The sequence below is a fragment of the Streptomyces sp. NPDC019396 genome (genome assembly GCF_040632375.1).
Taxonomy (GTDB): domain Bacteria; phylum Actinomycetota; class Actinomycetes; order Streptomycetales; family Streptomycetaceae; genus Streptomyces.
The window spans coordinates 64,331-84,224 of sequence record NZ_JBEYBS010000020.1 but is presented as its reverse complement, the minus strand read 5'-3'; the positions used below and the strand labels follow the sequence as shown (position 1 = coordinate 84,224).

The window sequence follows — 19,894 nt, the reverse complement described above, 5'->3', positions numbered from 1 at the left end:
GGGGGGCGGGGGCGCGGGCCCCCCCCCGCCCGCCCCCCCGCCCCCCGTCCGGCTGCCGACACAGGTCGCGCCCGCTGTGAGCGTGGAGAGACGGCCTAAGGTAGGACGCATGAACGATCGCATGGTGTGGATCGACTGCGAGATGACCGGGCTCTCGCTGACGGACGACGCACTCATCGAGGTGGCCGCACTGGTCACCGACTCGGAACTGAACGTGCTCGGCGAAGGCGTGGACATCGTGATCCGCCCGCCGGACTCAGCCCTGGCCACGATGCCCGATGTGGTGCGCCAGATGCACACCGCCTCGGGCCTCCTCGACGAGCTCGCGGCCGGCACCACGCTCGCCGACGCGGAGGAGCAGGTCCTCGCCTACGTCCGCGAGCACGTCAAAGAGCCCGGCAAGGCCCCGCTGTGCGGAAACTCGGTCGGCACGGACCGCGGGTTCCTGCTGCGCGACATGCCGAAGGTGGAGGAGTACCTCCACTACCGGATCGTCGATGTCTCCTCGGTCAAGGAACTGGCCCGCCGCTGGTACCCGAGGGCGTACTTCAACAGTCCGGAGAAGAACGGCAACCACCGGGCACTCGCCGACATCCGTGAATCCATCGCGGAGCTGCGCTACTACCGCGAGGCGATCTTCGTCCCGCAGCCCGGACCTGACTCGGACAGGGCGAAGTCGATCGCGGCACGCCATGTGCTGCCCGCGTCGCAGTAGTCCGCCCCGCCCCCGCTGACCGGCCCGGAGGGCTCGCGCCCGGCCCCTTCGCCAGGCGAACGTAAACAGGTGCGCGAGCACCCTCCCGGACCCTGTACACTTTTTCTCGGCCGGTCGGGAAAACGACCGATCATGGTGGGTGTAGCTCAGCTGGTAGAGCACCTGGTTGTGGTCCAGGATGCCGCGGGTTCAAGTCCCGTCACTCACCCTGTAGGACGAAGGCCCGGTCTGTGGAAGCAGACCGGGCCTTCGTCATTGCCCGTATGTCTGTCGCGTGACCCTCCGAGGACGTCGCGGGCGACCGGTGGCGCACCGGTCGCCGCAGTCCCAGGGCGAGTACCGATGCGGTCCCGTTCCCGGTCCACGGGATCCTCCGCACCGTCCGGCCTCACCACGGGCACAGCGGCACCCGAGCGGCAGGGTCAGCGGTTCCGGCTTCTGCGCCCCCGCCGCCCCCGGGGGGTACCGCGCCGCCCGCCGTCGAGTCCGATCCAGATGCGGACCTCCGTGCCGCCGAGTACCGAGTGGCCGATGCGTACATCGCCGCCCGTGGACTCCGCGACCCGGCGCACGATGTCCAGGCCCAGGCCCGTGGAGCCGTCCCGTCCGGTGCTGTTGCCGCGGGTCAGTGCGGCTTCCGGATCGGGGATGCCAGGGCCCGCGTCCGAGACGAGGACGATCACGGCGTCGTCTCCGTTGTGGACGTCCACCGAGAAGGCGGTGCCCTCGGGGGTGTGGCGGAAGACGTTGCCGAGCAGGGCGTCGAGCGCGGCGGCCAGCTCGGGGCGGGCCACCGGGATGCGGACCGGACGGTCCACGCCCGCGAGGCGGACCTTGCGGGCCTCGTCCTCGGCGAGGGCGGACCAGAACTCCATGCGCTCGCGCACCACTTCGGAGACATCGCAGCCGGCCCCGGGGCTGGTGGCCTGGGTCTGCGGTTTGGCCTCACGGGCGGTGCGGATGATCGTGTCGACCTCACGCTCCAGCTGGGCGACCGCCGATCTGGTCTGCTCGGCCGCGGCTCCTTCGCCGAGTGAGGCGGCGTTGAGCCGGAGCACGGTCAGCGGGGTGCGCAGCCGGTGGGACAGGTCGGCGGCCAGTTCCCTTTCGTTGGCGAGGAGCTGAACCACCTGGTCGGCCATGGCGTTGAACGCCACGGCGGCGGAGCGCAGTTCGGTGGGCCCCTCCTCAGGGACCCGCGCCCCGAGCCTGCCCTCGCCCAGGTCGTGGGCGGCGCCCGCGAGGCGGCGGGCCGGCTGGACCATCCGTACGCCCAGCCGGTCGGCCACCGCGACCGAGCCGACGATCAGCGCGGCGCCGACCACGGCGAGGACCAGCCAGGCGGTGGCCACTCCCCTGTCGACCTCTTCCTCGGGCACGAACACCTCGACCACCGCGATCTTTCCCGAGCTCAGCGCGGTGGGCTGGAGCAGTGCGGAGCCACCGGGGACGTCGGCGGTGGAAGCACGGCCGACGCGCCGGGTGGCGGTGAGGTCCCGTACGGCGGCCCGGCGGACGCCGACATCCAGCTCCCGGCCACCGGTCTCATCGGACGCGGGGATGTGCAGGGCCATCCGGCCCGCCGCTCCGGCCTGGGTGGAGGCGACCGCGCGTTCGAGCTGGCCGCGGTCAGTGGTGATGGAGAGGGTGGGGCCGATGGCGGCGGCCTGCCGTTCGGCGTTGGAGAAGGCCCGGTCCCTGGCCATCTCCTGGACGACGAGCCCGAGCGGCACGGCGAAGGCGATCACGACCATCGCCGTGACCGCCAGGGACACCCTGACCAGTGCCCATCTCAACGCGGGGGCTCCAGCTTCACTCCCACGCCCCGGAGGGTGTGCAGATAGCGGGGACTGGCCGCGGTCTCCCCCAGTTTCCGTCTCAGCCAGGACAGATGGACATCGATGGTCTGGTCGTCGCCGTAGGCCTGCTGCCAGACCTCGGCGAGCAGCTCCCTGCGCGGTACGACGACACCCGGCCGCCCCGCCAGAAAGGCGAGCAGGTCGAACTCGCGGCGGGTCAGATCGAGTCGTGTCCCGTCGAGTTCGGCCTGCCGGCGCAGGGGGTCGATCGAGAGGCCGCCGACCTGGATCACCCTGCCGGGCGGGTCCTCGTCCGCGGCGGCCCGGGAGCGCCGCAGCACGGCCGAGATCCGCGCCGACAGGTGCTCCACCGAGAACGGCTTGGTGAGGTAGTCGTCCGCGCCGTCGTTGAGCAGCCGTACGATCTCCGACTCATCGTCGCGCGCGGTCGCGATGATGACGGGGACGTCGGTGATGCCCCGCAGCATCTTCAGCGCCTCCGCCCCGTCCAGATCGGGCAGCCCGAGATCCAGGATGACCACGTCGAACCGGAAATGAGCCGCTTCCCGCAATGCCTCGAGGGCCGTCCCGACGCTCCGTACGGTGTGGGAGGCCTCGGTCAAGTGCCTGATGAGGGCGGAGCGCACGAACTGGTCGTCCTCGACCACGAGCACACTTGCCATGGGCGGCACCGTACGCCATCCGGAGGAACACGGTCCCCCTTGGGACAGGGGTGACGGGTGTGGTGCAGTATGGGCCCGATGCGGAGAGGACTCGTACACGCCCTGGCGTGGTCGCTCGCCACCGGCGCGGCGGTCACGCTCTCGTGGTGGGGTGTCCACACGGTGATGGCTGACACGGCCTATGACCGCCCCCGCGCGCTGCCGATCACGACGGACGGCGGGGGGACGAAGCAGGCCGCGCCACCGAAGTCCGCACCGGAGCCGGGGGCTTCTACGACACCTGGCCCCTCGGCCTCTTCGAAGCCCCCAGCTTCTTCGGGTTCCTCGGGTTCTTCGGGGTCCTCGAACCCCTCGGCCTCCCCGGCGGCCTCCCGGGGCGCTCCCTCACCCGCCGCGCCGGACGCTCCGCCCGGGAACGTGAAGAGCTACACCGTCGAGGGCGGCCGGGTCGCCTATGACATCGGCCCCGCATCCGCCGAGTTGGTCTCGGCGACCCCCTCCGGCGGATGGACGATGCAGATCTGGAAGCAGTCCACCTACATCCGCGTGACGTTCTCCCAGAACGGCCGCGAGATCGATGTCTTCTGCACCTGGCACGACACCGCGCCCCGGGTGACGATCGAGGAACGATGACCCGGGGGCCCGCTTCTCAGCGGAACACCGAGGGCGGCGGTACGGGCGAGGGGCGCGCGGTCACGTCGGTCACCGCCGCGGCGCCACCGGTGAAGTCGGCGAGGGCCTTGCCGTGTTCCACCCTTCCGGGGTGCGGGTCACCCGCGATCCTGCGGGTCAGCTCGGCGACCGGCAATGGCAGATCGCAGGCGAACAGCACCGCGTTGCCGAAGCGACGGCCGCGCAGCACGGTCGGGTCGGCGGCGAGGGCGAGTTCAGGAAAGACGGTGGCGGCGGTGGCTATCTGGCCGCGCAGATGGGCGAGCGGCGGGCCGTCGGCGAGGTTGGCGGCATAGTGCCCGCCGGGCCTGAGTACCCGGCGTACCTCGGCGAGGAATTCCGTGCTGGTGAGGTGGGCAGGAGTGCGGGCGCCGCTGAAGACATCGGCTATCACGAGGTCCGCCCAGTCGTCGGGCACCTTGCCGAGCCCTTCGCGGGCATCTGCCGACCTCACCCGTATCCGGGCGTTCGGGTCCAGCGGCAGCCGGTCGCGGACGAGTTGGACGAGGGGCGCGTCAACCTCGACCACCTGCTGGGTGGAACGCGGACGGGTGGTGGCGATGTACCGCGCGAGGGTGAGGGCGCCCCCACCGAGATGGACGGCACGCACCGGCCGACCGGCCGGGGCCACGAGGTCGATCACATGGCCGAGGCGGCGCTGGTACTCGAAAGTGAGCAGTGCGGGATCGTCGAGATCGACATGGGACTGCGGGGCACCGTCGATCACCAGGGTCCAGGCCCGGGGGCGGTCGCGGTCGGGTATCAGCTCGGCGAGCCCACCGGCCACGGCCTCGACCACGATCTCCGCCGACGCCTCACGCCCACGCTGCTTCTTCCTCGCCACCTGGCCATTATCGGCGGTCGGCCGTGTTCCCCTCCAGCCGGCCGAGGCCCCACCGCCCGGACGGGGCCTAAATGCTGTCCGCGGCCTCGATCATGCGCGCGGCCTCGCCGAGTGCCTCGCGGAGCATCACCGGATCGGTGACCGGAACGGTGTCGATGGCCCCGGGGGGCAGCAGCCAGCCGCTGCCGGGGACGGGGGACCCCACGGGGGCGGGCCGGCCACCGGAGTCGGCGAGGATGCGCAGCCCGCGGCCCGATGTCTCCGTACAGGCACTGCCCGGCATGTCCCAGCCGGCCGCGGTGCCCGGTGGCACCAGGAAGCCCAGGGTGTCGCAGCTGCCGTCGTGCAGCACCGGACCGACCGCGGGGACGCCTCCGCGGCGCAGGATGTCGACCGCTTCCAGGCCCTGGCGGGCCGGTACGGTCACCAGGTCGCAGGGCACGGCGTGCTCTCCGGCGAGGCCGTACTCACCGCACCCGCCGTGCTCGTCGTACCGAGTGTGCTTTTCGTGCTCCTCGCAGCCGTAGCCGCCGCACTCACCGCGCCCGGGGGCCGGGCCCGGCGCCGGGCTCCGCTCCTCGCTGGGCAGGTGCTGGGCGTTCGTCGCACTCGACGCACTCGTCCGTGAGCCACCGCTGGTCTCCACGCCGACCTCCAACAAGGGAACCCCTCCTCGCCGAGTGAGGGAGGACACGCACGCGTCCCCTCGTGGTTCAACGCCGCTGCGCGTCAACGGCTACGGCGGCACGCCGCCACAAAGGATGGCAGTTCATGGCGGATCGTGGGTGAGATATCCCGTTTGTAGCCAAACAGGGCGTACCGGGGTGGTCACAGCCGGTACCTTCTTGCCGCGCCGGAGCGTGGAACTTCTCTGTACCGGAAGGACCGGAAACCCAGAAAACCAGAGAAGGCTCCGGCAGTTACAGCAGAAGGGCTCGGCCATGGCGTCGTCACGGGCAGTTCCCAACCTCGTCTTCCGGCGGCTGCGCGGGCAGCGCTCACCGGGGGAATTCGCCGCGCTCGTCCGCAGGGCGGCCCGGGAGATCGGCGAGCAGGTCGCCTGCGACGCCCGGTACGTCGGGCGGGTGGAAGCCGGCGAGATCCGCTGTCCCAACTACGCGTACGAGCGGGTCTTCCTGCACATGTTCCCCGGTTCCACGCTGACCGATCTGGGGTTCGCGGCCCGCGAGGCGGTACGCGGACGGCGAGCGCGGCAGGCGGACGGCGGCAGCAACACCCAAAGCACCACCTACAGCAACGAGGAGAGCGACGTGCTGCGTCGCGCATTCATGACCAGCGGCACCGCCACCGTGGCGACCGCATCCCTGGGCCTCTGCGCCCTGCCGGTTCCCGAAAGGCTCCGGGCCGTCATGCCACGCCAGCGGATCGGCGAGTCCGAGGTGGGCGCCGTCGAGGAGGCTGTGCGCCGGATCCGGCTGCTCGACGACCGCCATGGCGCCGACCGGCTCTACAAGTGGGCCGCGCATCCGCTGCGCAGTGCGTACGCGCTGCTCGACTCGGGTACGGCCGCACGCGGCTCGACCGTGGCGCGGCTCGCGGCGGGTGCGGGGGAGCTGGCCATTTCGGTCGGCTGGCTGGCGCATGACTCGGGCCGGCTGGAGGACGCCCGCTCGCACTACGCGGAGGCGCTGGCCACCTCGCGGGTGGCCAACGACCCGGCCCTGGAGGCGCATGCCTTCTGCAACACCTCGTTCCTGGCCAGGGACGGAGGCCGGTACCGGGAAGCGGTACGTGCCGCGCAGGCGGGGCAGCAGGCGGCGGGCAGGCTGGGCTCCGCCCTGCTGCTGGCACTGCTGAGCCTGCGCGAGGCGGGCGGCTGGGCGGGACTCGGCGACCGCGCGGACTGCGAGCAGGCACTGGCACGGGCCCACGCGCTGTTCGACCGGGGGGCCTCGGACGCCGACCCGGAGTGGATGTCCTTCTTCGGCGAGCCCGAGCTGCAAGCCCTGGAGGCCCAGTGCTGGTCGGCGCTCGGTGACTGGCCGCGGGCCGCACGGCACGGCTACCTGGCGACGACCCTGCAAAAGCCCCACTTTGCCCGCAACCTCGCGCTCTACCGGGCGCAGCTGGCCCTGGACCTGGCCCGTGCGAACGACACCCCCGTGGAAGCCGCGGCAGCGGCCGGGCAGGTGCTGGACGTACTGGACGAGGTCCAGTCGTCCCGTATCCGCGCGATGCTCGCCGACACCGCGCGGTTGCTGCTGCCGCGGCGGCGCACCCCGGGGGTGGCCGACTTCCTGGACCGCCACGGGGACACGGCGAGGGGTGCCTGAGGGGGATGCGTTACCCGTGATCAGGTGCCCAGGTGGCCCGCGTCGTTCCAGCGGTCGATCGCCGGGGCGCCGTAGGCCCAGCCCAGAGCGGACAGGCTGGTCGGGTCCAGCTTGATACGTGCACCGAAGGACACGTCCTCGCCGATCCAGCGGGCGCCCAGCACCCGCAGGATGTGGCCGTGCGCGAAGACCAGCACATCGCGGTCGGCCGACCGCACGTACTCGATGATCCCGTCCGCGCGGTCGGAGAGCTGGGCCATGGTCTCCCCCTCGGGGACCCCGTCGCGCCAGATGAACCAGTCGGGGTCGATCGCGTGGATCTCGTCCTGCGTCATGCCCTCGTACGCGCCGTAGTCCCACTCCATCAGCGCGTCCCAGGGCTGGGCCCGGTCCGCGAAGCCCGCGAGTTCGCAGGTCTCGGAGGCGCGGGAGAGCGGGCTGGTGCGGATCTCGGCGTCCGGGAGTCCGTTCCACGGCTCCCTGTGCAGGCGCTCTCCGACGAGCTTCGCGCCGCGGCGGCCTTCGTCCAGGAGGGGGATGTCGGTCCGGCCTGTGTGCTTGCCCAGCGAGGACCACTCGGTCTGCCCGTGACGGACGAGAAATATGCGGGGTGCCATGGCCTCATCATCGCCCAGCCGGACGATCACCGCCCATCGGATACCCCCGGCTCCGTACGCCGGACTGGTTCGTTGCCCCGGGCAACCCCCACCGTTCTCCCCGCGTCCTCCGGCTCGTAATGTGGTGCGCCGGTCTCCCGCCGCGCCGATACGAGAACACAAGATGGAGAGCGCCCGGATGGCGATACCGCAGCCCGCTCGGCCCGACCGTCGCACGCTGCACCATCGGGGTCCGGTCCAGCGCGGCCCGCACCTTCGTGAACCGCACCGCCGAGGTCCGCGTTGGTGGAGCGAGCTGCCGCTCGTGATCGTGGTCTACGCGGCGTACTCGGCGGGACGGCTCCTGGCGCGCGGCGACAGGAGCGATGCCGTCGGCCACGGGCTGGCCCTCCTGGACATGGAGAAACGTCTCGGCATCGACTTCGAGCGTCCGCTCAACCGCCTCTTCACCAGCACCCCGTCCGTGGGTATACCCGCCGACTTCGCCTACGCCTCCCTGCACTACCTGGTCACTCCGGCGATCCTGGTGTGGCTGTTCCGCAGACGGCCCCGGGGCTACCGGGCCGCGCGAACCTGGCTGATGATGTCCACCCTCCTCGGGCTGATCGGCTTCACCCTGATGCCGACCTGCCCGCCGCGGCTGCTCGACGCGGGGCACGGCTTCACCGACACGATGGCGCAGTTCAGCTCGTACGGCTGGTGGGGCGGGGAGGCGAGCGCGCCGCGCGGGCTCGGCGGGATGACCAACCAGTTCGCCGCGATGCCGAGTCTGCATGTCGGCTGGGCGCTGTGGTGCGGGGTGATGCTGTGGCTGCACGGCCGCGGCGTGATCCTGCGGGCGCTCGCGGTCGCCTATCCGGCGATCACCACGCTGGTGGTCATGGGCACCGCCAACCACTACTTCCTCGACGCGCTCGCCGGCGCGCTCACGATGGGGGCCGGACTGCTGCTCGCCCGGCCCGCGCTGCTGGTGGCCGACCGGGTGCGGGCCCGCTTCCGGGCGTCCCCCCGAGGGGTCGGATCAGGCGGAACGTCCACGGTTGTCAGTGGCGGATGCGAGACTTCCGCGGGTGAGCACATCCCTGGACAGCGGACCTCCTCCGCAGGTGCCGGCGACAGCACTCCGGCAGCGACTCGCTGAGCTGCGCGGCCCGTCCGCGGCGCCGCACCCGCTCGACGCCCGTGCCCTGGCGGCCCTGGCCGCCAACCCGGGGTGCCGGCGGCGCGCGTTGCTGGACGGCGCCGGGGTGGACAAGGCCGTGCTGGCCCAGGCGCTCGGGTCGCCGGGGGCCTTCGGGCAGTCCCAGTTCGCGTTCATGCGGGGCCATGCCTTCGAGGCCCGGGTCAAGGCCGACCGCGGTGCGGAGCTGCTGAAGCTGCTCGGCGTGGAGGACACACGGCAGGTCCAGGTCCCGGATCTCTCGGCGGCCGGCCCCGAAGGGCGCACGGCGCGCACGGCCCTGGCGCTGCGCGAGGCCGCCGCGGCCGGGGCGCGGGACGGGGCGTGGACGCTGCTCGACCACCCCATGCTGGCGCTGGACGTGGCCGGGTCCCCGGCCTATCTGGAACCGGACGCGGTCGTGGTCCATCCCGACGGCCGGTGGACGGTCGTGGAGATCAAGTCGTTCCCGGTGATCGACGGCTCGGCGGACCCGTCGAAGGTCGGCGCCGCGGCGCGCCAGTCCGCCGTCTACGTGCTGGCGCTGGAGCGGGTCGCGGAGCGGACCGCGGGGGCACGCGTGTCGCACTCGGTGCTGCTGGTCTGCCCGAAGGACTTCTCCAACCTGCCCGTGGCCTCTGTGGTCGATGTGCGCAAACAGCTCTCGGTGACCAGGCGGCAGCTGACCAGACTGATCCGGATCGACGCCATCGCGGCCGCGCTGCCCGACGGGGTCAGTTTCGATGTGGAGGGCTGCTCGGCCGGTGAGCTGACGGCCTCCGTCGAGGCCGTCCCCGCCGCATACGCGCCCGAGTGCCTGGCCGCCTGCGAGCTGGCTTTCCACTGCCGGGAGCGGGCCCGCACTTCAGGCGCGGTGGAGTCGCTCGGGCGGTCCGCGCGCGGCGAGCTGGGCGGGCTCACCGCCGTTCCGGACATCCTGGCGGCGGCCCGCGGGGAATCGGGCGATCCTGCTGACCCAGCGGTCGCGGCCCTGCGCAGGGCGGCCTCGCTGCGGGCCGAAGCGCTGGAGGCCGCGGGATGTCGCTGATCAGTACGCTCGCCCGGCTGGAGGCGGTGGAAAGCGGCCGGGCCCAGCGACTGGCCACGGTGCGTCACCGGCGGCTGTCCGCGCGCCCGCTGGTGTTCGTCCCCCTGACCACGGCCGGTGAGGCGGGGGCCCCGCTCGGGGCACTGGTGGGCACGGACCGGGACGCGCCACGGCTGCTGAGCGTGGCGCAGCCGCGTGACCGCGATCTGCGCTCCGCCTTCCTCGCCGAGCTGGCCGATTGCGTGCTGCCCCATCTGGAGCGGTACGAGGACGACGTCGAAGCCGCCGACCGCAGCGAGACCGATCCCGAGACCGGCAAGCGGGTCAAGGTCGCGGTCGAACTGTGCGCGGACGCCCCGCAGCTGATCGTGCCCGGCCGTTCCGGCGTCGAGTTCGTCCGGCTGCTGGGGCGCTCGATGAGGTTCCGGCGGACGGTCGAGCAGGATCCCGACACCCCGTACCCGGCGCCGCCGCGGGTGCCGCTGCTCGGGCGCTGGCTGACGCACTACGGGGAGCGGGCGCGGGTGCCCGGGTCATCGCTGTTGCTGTCGATGACCGAGCTGCTGGGGCGGCACTGGGCGACGGGCCAGTCCGTGCTGGAGGACCAGCACCTGGGCGCGCTCCTCGCCTGGATAGCGCCGCCCGAAGGCGGGACCGGCGCCGAGGCGGCGCTGCGGGCGGAGACGGCCAGGGACGACGCGGGGCAGCTGGTGTGCCCGCCGGCCGGTCCCGCCACGGACCCCGCCTTCGACAACCGGCTGCTGGCGCCCGCGGTGGAGCGCTACGACCGGGCACGCCAGGCCCTGTCCGCGGCGGAGGACGGCGCCGCGGCGGACGAGTGGCTGGGGCGGCTGACAGCCGCCGAAGGAGAGATCCGCGGGCTGCTCGAGCGGGTTCTGCGGCCCACCTGGGATGCCGTATGGCAGGGCGTCGACCTGCTGCGGGAGCTGCCGGAGGGGTCCAGGGTCGCCGACCGCTGGACCCGTGACCGGTGGTCGTTCACGGGCCATCGTGACCGGGTACGGGCCGGTGAACCGCCCCAGCCGCGCCGCGACGACGCGGTGACCGCGGCGCAGAAGCTCGCGGCGCGCGAGACGGCGCAGGCCCAGCTGGAGGCGCAGGAGGCGCTGGACGATCCGCTGGTGCTGGCGGGGCGGCGGCTCTCCGGCGAGGCCTTCGCCAGCGAGGTCACCGAGGTGACGATGGCCTGGTCGGAGTCCAAGCGGCCGTCGCCCAGGCCGCTGCTCACCGTGCGGACCGACGACAGCCCGCAGCTGGGCACGGGCGTGAAGGTGTACCGCTCGCTGGAGGGCAAGCCGCAGAGCGCGGAGTTCGTGCGGTACGAGGAGGACGGCTCGCTGGTGCTGCGGTTGCTGGACCGGATGGGGCGGTCACGGGACCCCGTCGGGGGTTCCGTACCGGAGAAGGCCGACCGGATCGCCTGGACGCTGTTCGAGCACGAGCAGCGAGGCGGTCCGAAACTGCCGGATCCGGAGGAGACGCCCTGGACACATGGCGGTCCGCCGCGCACCGACGCTGCGGAGAACCCGGACCCTGTGACCACGGAGGACCTGCTGTGACCGGCGCTGTCATCCCTCTGTTCGATTCGGTCGACCCGGGCACCGCGGCGACCCGTGCCACCGATGCGATCCTGGCGGACACGCTGGACGGGGACGCGCGGGGTGTCGTCGTGGACTCCCCGCCCGGCGCGGGCAAGTCGACCCTCGTCGTGCGCGCGGCGCTCGAACTGGCGGCGGCGGGCAGACCTTTGATGGTGGTCGCCCAGACCAACGCCCAGGTGGACGACCTGGTGCTGCGGCTCGCCGAGAAGGAACCCGGGCTGCCGGTCGGCCGGCTCCACAGCAGCGACCCCGACCCCTACGACAAGGCGCTCGACCGCCTGGACAACGTCCGGAAGTCGGCGAAGGCGGGCGATCTCGCGGGCCTGGACGTGGTGATCTCGACGGCCGCCAAGTGGGCTCACGTCAAGGGCGTCGAGCCCTGGGGCCACGCGATCGTGGACGAGGCGTACCAGATGCGCTCGGATTCCCTGCTCGCCGTGGCCGGGCTTTTCGAGCGGGCTCTGTTCGTGGGCGATCCGGGGCAGCTCGACCCCTTCTCGGTGGTAGGTGCCGAGCAGTGGGCGGGGCTGTCGTACGACCCGTCCGCGAGCGCGGTCTCCACCCTGCTTGCACACAATCCGGAGCTGCCGCAGCACCGGCTGCCGGTGTCCTGGCGGCTTCCGGCGTCGGCGGCGCCGCTGGTTTCCGACGCCTTCTACCCGTACACGCCGTTCCGCAGCGGCACCGGTCCCGGCGACCGGCGGCTGTCCTTCGGCGTCGCCTCGGACGGCTCAGGGCCCGACCGGGTGCTGGACGAGGCCGCGGCGTCCGGCTGGGGGTTGCTGGAACTGCCCGCACGGCACACTCCCCGCACGGACCCGGAGGCGGTGCGGGCGGTGGCCCTGGTGGTGCGGCGGCTGCTCGACCGCGGCGGTGTCTCGGTGTCGGAGCGGTCCGACGAGCCGGTGCCGCTCACCCCGGAGCGGATCGCGGTCGGCACCGCGCACCGCGACCAGGCGGCGGCGATCCGGGCGGCGCTCACGGAGCTGGCGGTGACCGGGGTGACCGTGGACACGGCCAACCGGCTCCAGGGCCGCGAATTCGATGTCACCGTCGTGCTCCACCCGCTGTCGGGCCGGCCGGACGCGACGGCCTTCCACCTGGAGACGGGCCGCCTGTGCGTGCTGGCGTCCCGGCACCGGCACGCCTGCATCGTGGTGTGCCGGGCGGGCGTGGCCGAGCTGCTGGACGACCACCCGTCGACGGAGCCGGTGCAGCTGGGCGTGACCATGAAGTTCCCGGACGGCTGGGAGGCGAATCACGCGGTGCTGTCGCATCTGGCGGAGCACCGGGTGGCCTCGTCGGCGGGGTGACGGGACGGCGGAATCGGCCGCGTCCGGCGTCCGCGTGGTCGTATGACAGCAGGCCCGGGGCCTCTTGCGCTGCGCGGGACAATGGTGGGTGGCCAGAAAGCACGGTGAGGAGACAGGCATGGCGGAATCGTCGGAGCGCGGCGAGCGGCGGATGCGGCCTGCGCCGCTGATCTTCGAGCCCTCGGAGGCCGCGTCCGACCCGGATCACTTCTTCGACCTCGAGTCGATCGAGGACCCGCGGGAGCTGCTGGTCCGTGCGACGGAGCTGACCCAAGCCTTCCAGGCCGCGGCGGACCGTGCCGTGGAGTACCAGGCACTCGCCGCGGCGCAGCTTGCCGATCCACGGCGGTTCGACCGGCTGACCATGGCGGATATCGCCGCGCGGGGGGAGTGGAGCGAGGACTACGCGCGCAGGATGGTCGAATTCGGGCGCGACCTGCTCCGCACTCCGGAGCAGTAGGCTCCGCCCGGGCACGGGCCCCTGGACGCGCGCCGCCCCGGCCGGGCCTCACGGCCACGGGGTGGGCGGTTTCGCGGTGTGCCGCGCCACGCCGGTGGGCCGCGGTGTCCCCCGTCGAGCGCCGGGCAGGCCGGGTCCACGGGCGTGCCCCGTGCCCGGCGTGAGCTGCGGCCCCGCCAGGGACCTCCCGCTCCACGCCCTGAGCACCGTGGTCCGTATATCGATTTTTCCTCTCGCGGATACGGGTGCTAAGGTCTACGACGTCAGCAGGCGCCGCTAGCTCAGTTGGTTAGAGCAGCTGACTCTTAATCAGCGGGTCCGGGGTTCGAGTCCCTGGCGGCGCACAGACGGAAAAGGCTCCTCGCAGCAGCGAGGGGCCTTTTCGTTGTCAGGAGGCGACCGGGGTGATCTTGACCGTCCAGGAACCCCATGGCGTGCGGTCCAGCACCTGCACCCGCACCCGGTCCTTCGGGTCCGTGAAGGTCTCGCCCACACCCAGGGGAGCGTCCGCGAGCGCGGGGTAGACGGACTGGCCCCAGCAGGCCTCGGTGCGGGGGTGGGTGTCGACCACCTGGACCGGCCCGGCGCCGGAGGCGGGCTCGTTTCCCACGCGGTAGATCAGCACGCCCTCGGTGCAGGTGTCCCGGTCGTTGCCCGTGGCGCCGCGCGCCTCGATCGCGAGGGCCGAGTCCTCGCCGGTGCGCACGACCGCGAGGCGGGTGCCCAGGGTTCCGCCCGGGACGGGTGCGGCGCCCATCGACTCCAGGGTGAGCATGCGGTCCGCCGCACGCCGGCCCGCGACGCACCGCACCTCCTCGGCGTTCAGCCAGCCCAGCTTCCACTTGTGCCAGCCGAAGAGGTCGGGGGCGAGGCCGAACTGGCTGCCCATCACGTCCCAGTCCCCGACATGGGTGTCCCAGTCGCTCTTGCCGTCCGTGGGCCGGTGGTAGAGGTCCGGGAGGTCGAAGACGTGCCCGGTCTCATGGGCCAGTACGTTGCGGTCGGGCGGGTGCTTCTCGAAGACGGTCACGACCCGTCTGATGTCCGTGCCGTCAGCGGACAGCGGATAGTCGAAGTTGACGACTTTGGTGGCGTCGGAGTCGACGCCCGGCGCGTCCGGGTCGGCGACCAGATAGACGATGTCGTAGCGCGAGAAGTCCACCACCGGGTCGGCCACGGCGATCGCGTCCCGCAGATAGGCGGCGCGGCGGCGGGCGTCCCAGTCACGCTTCATCCGGTACGCGGTCGACGCCTGCGGCATCCGGATCCACTTGCGCAGCGGATGAGCCCTCAGCTGGAAGCGCCCGTAGGAGGCACGCCGGAAGAAGTCGGAGGTCGCCGGGAAGTGGTCGGCTGCCAGCTCGGCGGGTCGCGTCTTCGGGGCGGCGTCCGGGAAGGAGAGGAAGACCATGACGGCGTCGAGGTCACGGTCCGGGCGGGGGTAGGCGGAGTTCCAGGTGTCCAGGCCGATGGAGTGGTGGGCCGAAGTACGCGGCAGGGCACAGCGGTCGGCGGAGGTGTCGGCGACGGCGGGTCCGGCGACGAGGGAGGTCGCGGCGAGGGCCATGAGGGAGGTGAAGGCGGCGGCCGTGGCACGCAGCCGGGGCCGATCCACTCCCTCGGGTGGTCCCCCGTGTGTCTGCTGACCCTCCACGTCGACCTCCGGCTGCGAATTACGAGACGCCACACCCACCTTGTGATGGTTTTAGGTAATTCGCACCTTTCCGCTGACCCGGCTGGGTGAGCGAACGGCGACACCCCGAGCTTTCACGGAAAGTCACAACCGATCAGGAGAGCGCCGAGCACGGCCACAGCCGCGCAGAAACGATCGGGCTGACCCCTGAGGTGCCCTTGGTCACCGCAGACACGCTGGAACGGCCCCCGGCCAGCCTCTATGATCGGCACACTTTCCCTGCTTTCCGGCCTCGACCGGACCTGAACGACACGACGCACAGCGGGAGCGAGCGGTGAGCGGAAACCCCGAAGGGCCGAGTCCCACGGCGGTCGCGGCACCCGGGAGCGCCTCAGCGCCGCTCACGGAACGTCACGAACGGGCGGCGGTGTACGCCGACTACCGTGCCGCCTTCAACGCGGCCCAGATCGCGATGGCCCTCGTCGACCACGAGGGCCGTGTCGTGTCCGCGAACGACGCACTGGGCACCCTTCTCGGCACCGAACCCGCCGCGCTGCACGAGCAGTCGGCCGCCGAACTGGTCGACCTCACGGGCGACCCCCGCACCTGGCACGCGTACCGCGAGGTGCTCCAGGGGCGCAGCGCCCGGTTCCGTTGCACCCGCAGACTCAAGCACCCTGACGGGCGCTCACTGTGGACGGAGGTCACGGTCACACCCGTGCCCGACCGTCCGCGCGCCCTCGTGTCCGTGGCCGATGTCAGCGAACGGCGCGAGCTCCAGGCGCGGCTGCGCCACCTCCAGATGCACGATCCGGTGACCCGGCTGCCCAACCGCACTCTGTTCTTCGAGCGGCTCTCCACCGCACTGGAGACGTCCTCGTACGAGCCGGGCGGCACGGGCAGGATCGGTCTCTGCTATCTCGACCTCGACGGCTTCAAGGCCGTCAACGACACCCTCGGGCACCGGGTCGGCGACCGGCTGCTGGCGGCCGTCGCGGCGCGGCTCACCGAATGCGCGGACAGCGACGGCTACACCCGCAGCGGCGGCCATCTGGTGGCGCGGCTCGGGGGCGACGAGTTCGCCATCCTGGTCGAGGACTCCATGGGCCGGGAGCAGCTCGCCGAGCTGGCGCGGTCCGTGCTGGTCGCGCTCCAGCAGCCGTTCGACCTGGTGGGTCAGCGCCTTTCGGTGTCGGCGTCCATCGGAGTGGTGGAGCGGGCCGCGGACGGGACGACGGCGACCGGCCTGATGCAGGACGCGGACACCACCCTGTACTGGGCGAAGGCGGACGGGAAGGCCCGCTGGACATTCTTCGACCCCGAGCGCAACGCCTACCGGATGACCCGTCAGGCGCTGTCCTCGACCCTGCGGCCCGCGGTCGAACGCGGGGAGTTCGCGCTGGAGTACCAGCCCCTGGTGGGGATGGTGGACGGGGCGGTCCGGGGCGTCGAGGCGCTTGTCCGATGGAATCATCCCCAGTTCGGCACACTGGCGCCGAATCGGTTCATCGGAATTGCGGAAGAGGACGGCTCGATCGTCCAGCTCGGCCGGTGGATCCTGCGCTCCGCCTGCCGGCAGGCCCGGCAGTGGCAGATCGACCATCCGAACGCCACCCCGCTGTTCGTCAGCGTCAATGTCGCGGTCCGCCAGGTCTGGGACTCCGATCTGGTCGCCGATGTGGCGGAGATCCTGGCGGAGACGGGCCTCGCGCCGCATCTGCTCCAGCTCGAGCTCACCGAGTCCGCGGTGATGGGCTCGGCCGGCCGCCCCCTCCAGGCCCTCCAGGCGCTGAGCGACATGGGGGTACGGATCGCCATCGACGACTTCGGGACGGGGTATTCGAACCTCGCCTATCTGAGCCGCCTTCCGGTGTCCGTGCTGAAGCTGGACGGCTCGTTCGTCCGGGGCTTCCGCTACGACGACGGGACCCACCCCAACCCGGCGGACGAGACGATCGTCGAGGCCATGGTCGAGCTCGCCCATCGGCTGGGGCTCACGGTCACGGCGGAGTGTGTGGAGACGGCGGGCCAGGCGGAGCGGCTGCGCAGGATCGGCTGCGACACCGGCCAGGGCTGGCTGTACTCGCGGGCGGTCGGCCCGGAGCGTATCGACGGAATGATCGGCATCAGTCCGCAGCCGGTGTGACGCGCCGCTCTATGCCGGCTCCGGCATCCCGTGGGCGTCCGCGATCAGCTCGTACGAACGCACGCGCGCGTCCGCGCCGTGGGCGTTGGACGTGATCATCAGCTCGTCCGCGCCCGTGCGCTCACGCAGGTCGTCGAGACCGCTGCGCACCTCGTCCGCCGTGCCGTGGACGACGTTGGCCAGCCAGCCGTCCACGAACTCCCGCTCCATCGGGCTGAACCGGTACGCCTCGGCCTCTTCCGGTGTCGGGATCAGACCGGGGCGGCCGGTGCGCAGCCGCAGCATCGACAGGGCGCCGGTCATCACCTGGCGGCGGGCTTCGCCGGCGTCGTCGGACGCGAGCGCGGCCACGCCGATCAGGGCGTAGGGAGCGTCCAGTACCCCGGACGGGCGGAAGCTGTCCCGGTAGAGCTCGAGGGCCGGGACGGTGTGGCGCGCCGAGAAGTGGTGGGCGAACGCGAAGGGCAGTCCGAGCATGCCCGCCAGGCGGGCGCTGAAGCCGGATGACCCGAGCAGCCAGATGGGCGGTCGGGCCGGGGACTGGACCCCGCCCGGCGAGCTGGCCTGGATGGGGCCGGGTACCGCGTGGATACGGGCGTAGGGGTGGCCCTGGGGGAAGTCGTCGTCCAGGAACCGGGTGAGCTCGGCGAGTTGCTGCGGGAAGTCGTCGGCGCCTTCGGCGAGTCCTTCGGTGCGGCGCAGCGCGGCGGCGGTGGCGCCGTCGGTGCCGGGTGCGCGCCCGAGCCCGAGGTCGATACGGCCCGGGGCGAGGGCCTCCAGGGTGCCGAACTGCTCGGCGATCACCAGCGGGGCGTGGTTGGGCAGCATCACCCCGCCCGAACCGAGCCGGATGCGCTCGGTTCGGGCGGCGAGGTGGGCGAGGATCACCGCGGGGGACGAGGAGGCGACACCGGGCATGGAGTGGTGCTCGGCCACCCAGTGGCGGTGGTAGCCACGGCGCTCGGCGAGCCGGGCGATGTCGACGCTGGTGCGCAGGGCCTGGGTGGCGGTGCGACCGCTGCCGACGGTGACCAGGTCCAGGACCGAGAGGGGTACGGGGGCGTCGCCCTGTGCCGTGCCCCGGATCTCGTCGTCTGCTGTGTTCGCTGCCACCACGGGTGGGCCCCTCCTGCGTCGTCCTGCTGCTTCAGGTCAACAACAGGAGGGGGTCTCCGGTTATTCCGGGTCGTCCCCCGCGGTCTTTCGCTCGCCGCTGGGCTGGCGGCTTCAACCGCCGCTGGGCTGCCACTCGTCGCGTTCCCAGGCGGGCCTGACGAACAGCGCGCCCAGGTCGTCCGCCCATGCCCGCCGCTCGGCAAGCCGCAGCCCCTCCCACACCGTCACCTGGTTCGCCGTGAGCACCGGCTTGCCCAGCTCGCTCTCCAGCTCCTCCAGATGCGCGACCGTGTGCAACGCGGTGTCCGGCAGCAGCACCGCCTCGGCCATCGGGTCGTCGCCCGTGCGGGCGAGGTCGAGGACCTGCTCACGGCCCCAGGTGGCGACCTCGGCGGCGGTGACGATCCCGCTCGCCCGCGCGGCGGTGACCTCGAGCCCCGCTTCCTTCAGGAAGTCCCCGAAGGAGGCGGTGATGTCCTCCGGGTAGGTCGCGGCGACCGCCACCCGCGTCAGACCCAGGGCCTGCACCGCGTGCACGAAGGCGAACGAGGTGCTCGACGCCGGCAGTCCCGCCGTCTGCGCCAGCTCCCTGATCTGCTCCTGGGCGCCTCGCATGCCCCGGACGAAGCTGCCGCTCGTGCAGGCCCACATCAGCGACTCGGCCCCGGCAAGCCGCAGTTCCTCGACCCCTGCCGCGAGCCGGTCCGCCGAACCCATCTCGATCAGCGCGTCCGTCCGGTGCGCGTCCTCACCGATGTCGGTGTGGAAGAGCGGCAGCCGGATATCGCTGTCGAGCAGCACGGCGATACGCGGATAGTCGTCCTCTGCGGAGTGCCCCGGGTAGAGGAGTCCGACGGTCGTCATGTCCATCCTTCCTGCTGTTCCTCGGGCTGGGCGGCGGACGGCTGTACGGGCGGCGGCGCGAGCTGCGCGGACCCGGGCGCGGGCGGCACCTGCGGGAGAGACGGCGGCGGCTCCTCGTGCGGTCCCGCGGTGGCCATCAGCAGGGCCTGGTACGAGCCGACCGAGTACACCCCGATACGGCGCAGCGCCGCCCACATCGTGACCTGGTTCGCAGAGACCACCGGCATGCGCAGTTCCGCCTCCAACTGGGGTATCGCGTCGTACGTCGGCAGATTGGTACAGCTGATGAAGAGCGCGTCCGCCGCGCCCACCACGGCCTGCCGCGCCATGTCCACCACGGACCGGTACGGCACCTTCCAGATGTGCCGGGTCAGCCCCAGGAAGGCGCGGCCCGTGACCGCTACCCCAGCTTCGCCCAGATACTCCTCCAGCGCCCCGGTCACGGACTCCGTATAGGGGGTGACCAGGGCGATCCGTCCGACGCCCAGCTCCTCAAGGGCCTCCAGAAGCGCTCCCGAGGTGGTCAGCGAAGCGACGTCGCCCGCCTGGGCCATGGCCTCGCACATGGCACGCTCCCCCGCGAGCCCACCGACGAAACTGCCCGAGGTGCAGGCGTACGCGACGACCTCGGGCTCGGACACGGACAGAGCCCGGACCGCGTTGGCGAGTGTCTCGTGCTCGCTGACCAGCCGGGCCAGGTCGAGCGAGACCTCGACGGGCACGTAGGGGGTGCGGGTCACGCGCAGCGAGACATCGTCCGGGACCCAGCGCCACAGCTCGCGGTCGAGCGCGAAGTCGAAAGGCGCCACCACGCCGATTCCGCGCTGCGGAGCAGGACCACCGAGAAACGAGACTTCGAGGGACACATCCACCACAGGCCCCCTTAGGACTTCTTGTTGACGACGGTAG

The 19,894-nt window shown here is 72.1% G+C and carries 18 protein-coding genes and 2 tRNA genes; 11 read left to right on the top strand and 9 right to left on the bottom strand.

The genetic code is table 11. The features are described from left to right. The first annotated feature begins 109 nt into the window (after window positions 1-109). Window positions 110-715: an oligoribonuclease gene (gene orn / locus ABZ532_RS22880; protein ID WP_361286629.1), complete on the top strand. Its 606-nt coding sequence runs from the start codon at window positions 110-112 to the stop codon at window positions 713-715. 135 nt (window positions 716-850) lie between these two features. Continuing rightward, window positions 851-923 (top strand) — tRNA-His (locus ABZ532_RS22875). A gap of 214 nt (window positions 924-1,137) precedes the next feature. On the opposite strand, the gene ABZ532_RS22870 is transcribed toward ABZ532_RS22875, so the two are convergent. Beyond that, window positions 1,138-2,511 (bottom strand): HAMP domain-containing sensor histidine kinase, encoded by a 1,374-nt coding sequence (locus ABZ532_RS22870; protein ID WP_361286626.1) that lies wholly within the window; start codon window positions 2,509-2,511, stop codon window positions 1,138-1,140. Next, window positions 2,508-3,197 carry a response regulator transcription factor gene (locus ABZ532_RS22865; protein ID WP_361286624.1) on the bottom strand — a complete coding sequence of 230 codons (690 nt, stop codon included), beginning with the start codon at window positions 3,195-3,197 and terminating at the stop codon, window positions 2,508-2,510. The genes ABZ532_RS22870 and ABZ532_RS22865 overlap by 4 nt, the downstream gene beginning before the upstream one ends. A 69-nt stretch (window positions 3,198-3,266) precedes the next feature. Here ABZ532_RS22865 and ABZ532_RS22860 point away from each other — a divergent pair, with 69 nt between their 5' ends. Beyond that, window positions 3,267-3,830, top strand: coding sequence for a hypothetical protein (locus ABZ532_RS22860; protein ID WP_361286621.1), 564 nt, complete (start codon window positions 3,267-3,269; stop codon window positions 3,828-3,830). A gap of 16 nt (window positions 3,831-3,846) precedes the next feature. Here the strand turns inward: ABZ532_RS22860 and ABZ532_RS22855 are convergent, their stop codons facing one another. Then, window positions 3,847-4,713 carry a fused MFS/spermidine synthase gene (locus ABZ532_RS22855; RefSeq protein WP_361286618.1) on the bottom strand — a complete coding sequence of 289 codons (867 nt, stop codon included), beginning with the start codon at window positions 4,711-4,713 and terminating at the stop codon, window positions 3,847-3,849. 67 nt (window positions 4,714-4,780) lie between these two features. Next, on the bottom strand, window positions 4,781-5,155 hold the full coding sequence (locus ABZ532_RS22850; RefSeq protein WP_361286786.1) for a hypothetical protein: 375 nt from the start codon (window positions 5,153-5,155) through the stop codon (window positions 4,781-4,783). A 499-nt stretch (window positions 5,156-5,654) separates the two neighbouring features. On the opposite strand from ABZ532_RS22850, the gene ABZ532_RS22845 reads away from it, so the two are divergent. Next, complete coding sequence (locus ABZ532_RS22845) at window positions 5,655-7,007, top strand: tetratricopeptide repeat protein (RefSeq protein ID WP_361286615.1); 1,353 nt, start codon at window positions 5,655-5,657, stop codon at window positions 7,005-7,007. A gap of 20 nt (window positions 7,008-7,027) precedes the next feature. On the opposite strand, the gene ABZ532_RS22840 is transcribed toward ABZ532_RS22845, so the two are convergent. Then, the gene (locus ABZ532_RS22840; RefSeq protein ID WP_361286612.1) at window positions 7,028-7,624 is read right to left on the bottom strand and encodes a histidine phosphatase family protein; all 597 of its coding nucleotides are present in this window, start codon (window positions 7,622-7,624) and stop codon (window positions 7,028-7,030) included. Between the two features lie 178 nt (window positions 7,625-7,802). Between ABZ532_RS22840 and ABZ532_RS22835 the strand changes: the two genes are divergently transcribed. The 6 genes from ABZ532_RS22835 (at window position 7,803) to ABZ532_RS22810 (ending at window position 13,570) form a co-directional block, all read left to right on the top strand. Next, window positions 7,803-8,765, top strand: a complete 963-nt coding sequence (locus ABZ532_RS22835) for a phosphatase PAP2 family protein (RefSeq protein WP_361286609.1) — start codon at window positions 7,803-7,805, stop codon at window positions 8,763-8,765. Continuing rightward, window positions 8,695-9,831, top strand: coding sequence for a hypothetical protein (locus ABZ532_RS22830; protein WP_361286606.1), 1,137 nt, complete (start codon window positions 8,695-8,697; stop codon window positions 9,829-9,831). The genes ABZ532_RS22835 and ABZ532_RS22830 overlap by 71 nt, the downstream gene beginning before the upstream one ends. After that, complete coding sequence (locus tag ABZ532_RS22825; protein ID WP_361286603.1) at window positions 9,822-11,411, top strand: hypothetical protein; 1,590 nt, start codon at window positions 9,822-9,824, stop codon at window positions 11,409-11,411. The genes ABZ532_RS22830 and ABZ532_RS22825 overlap by 10 nt, the downstream gene beginning before the upstream one ends. Continuing rightward, complete coding sequence (locus ABZ532_RS22820; protein ID WP_361286600.1) at window positions 11,408-12,766, top strand: AAA domain-containing protein; 1,359 nt, start codon at window positions 11,408-11,410, stop codon at window positions 12,764-12,766. Before ABZ532_RS22825 ends, ABZ532_RS22820 begins: the two co-directional genes overlap by 4 nt. A 118-nt stretch (window positions 12,767-12,884) precedes the next feature. Next, the gene (locus ABZ532_RS22815) at window positions 12,885-13,226 is read left to right on the top strand and encodes a hypothetical protein (protein ID WP_361286597.1); all 342 of its coding nucleotides are present in this window, start codon (window positions 12,885-12,887) and stop codon (window positions 13,224-13,226) included. Between the two features lie 270 nt (window positions 13,227-13,496). Continuing rightward, window positions 13,497-13,570 (top strand) — tRNA-Lys (locus ABZ532_RS22810). 44 nt (window positions 13,571-13,614) lie between these two features. Here ABZ532_RS22810 and ABZ532_RS22805 read toward each other — a convergent pair. Next, complete coding sequence (locus tag ABZ532_RS22805; protein ID WP_361286783.1) at window positions 13,615-14,841, bottom strand: M6 family metalloprotease domain-containing protein; 1,227 nt, start codon at window positions 14,839-14,841, stop codon at window positions 13,615-13,617. Between the two features lie 352 nt (window positions 14,842-15,193). On the opposite strand from ABZ532_RS22805, the gene ABZ532_RS22800 reads away from it, so the two are divergent. Then, window positions 15,194-17,005: an EAL domain-containing protein gene (locus tag ABZ532_RS22800; RefSeq protein WP_361286594.1), complete on the top strand. Its 1,812-nt coding sequence runs from the start codon at window positions 15,194-15,196 to the stop codon at window positions 17,003-17,005. 9 nt (window positions 17,006-17,014) lie between these two features. Here ABZ532_RS22800 and ABZ532_RS22795 read toward each other — a convergent pair whose 3' ends face one another. The 3 genes from ABZ532_RS22795 to ABZ532_RS22785 all read right to left on the bottom strand — a co-directional run bounded on the left by ABZ532_RS22795 (window position 17,015) and on the right by ABZ532_RS22785 (window position 19,857). Beyond that, window positions 17,015-18,121 (bottom strand): LLM class flavin-dependent oxidoreductase, encoded by a 1,107-nt coding sequence (locus ABZ532_RS22795; protein WP_361286591.1) that lies wholly within the window; start codon window positions 18,119-18,121, stop codon window positions 17,015-17,017. A gap of 111 nt (window positions 18,122-18,232) precedes the next feature. Continuing rightward, a complete protein-coding gene (locus ABZ532_RS22790; RefSeq protein WP_361286588.1) occupies window positions 18,233-18,985 on the bottom strand; it encodes a decarboxylase in 753 nt (250 codons plus the stop codon). Continuing rightward, window positions 18,982-19,857 (bottom strand): decarboxylase, encoded by an 876-nt coding sequence (locus ABZ532_RS22785; RefSeq protein ID WP_361286585.1) that lies wholly within the window; start codon window positions 19,855-19,857, stop codon window positions 18,982-18,984. The genes ABZ532_RS22790 and ABZ532_RS22785 overlap by 4 nt, the downstream gene beginning before the upstream one ends. Between the last annotated feature and the right edge of the window lie 37 nt (window positions 19,858-19,894).

Excerpts from the sequence above, each read along its gene's own strand:
- orn (WP_361286629.1), top strand. The coding sequence starts at position 110 with ATGAACGATCGCATGGTGTGGATCGACTGCGAGATGACCGGGCTCTCG.
- ABZ532_RS22865 (WP_361286624.1), bottom strand. The coding sequence starts at position 3,197 with ATGGCAAGTGTGCTCGTGGTCGAGGACGACCAGTTCGTGCGCTCCGCC.
- ABZ532_RS22860 (WP_361286621.1), top strand. The coding sequence starts at position 3,267 with ATGGGCCCGATGCGGAGAGGACTCGTACACGCCCTGGCGTGGTCGCTC.
- ABZ532_RS22845 (WP_361286615.1), top strand. The coding sequence starts at position 5,655 with ATGGCGTCGTCACGGGCAGTTCCCAACCTCGTCTTCCGGCGGCTGCGC.
- ABZ532_RS22840 (WP_361286612.1), bottom strand. The coding sequence starts at position 7,624 with ATGGCACCCCGCATATTTCTCGTCCGTCACGGGCAGACCGAGTGGTCC.
- ABZ532_RS22835 (WP_361286609.1), top strand. The coding sequence starts at position 7,803 with ATGGCGATACCGCAGCCCGCTCGGCCCGACCGTCGCACGCTGCACCAT.
- ABZ532_RS22825 (WP_361286603.1), top strand. The coding sequence starts at position 9,822 with ATGTCGCTGATCAGTACGCTCGCCCGGCTGGAGGCGGTGGAAAGCGGC.
- ABZ532_RS22815 (WP_361286597.1), top strand. The coding sequence starts at position 12,885 with ATGGCGGAATCGTCGGAGCGCGGCGAGCGGCGGATGCGGCCTGCGCCG.
- ABZ532_RS22790 (WP_361286588.1), bottom strand. The coding sequence starts at position 18,985 with ATGACGACCGTCGGACTCCTCTACCCGGGGCACTCCGCAGAGGACGAC.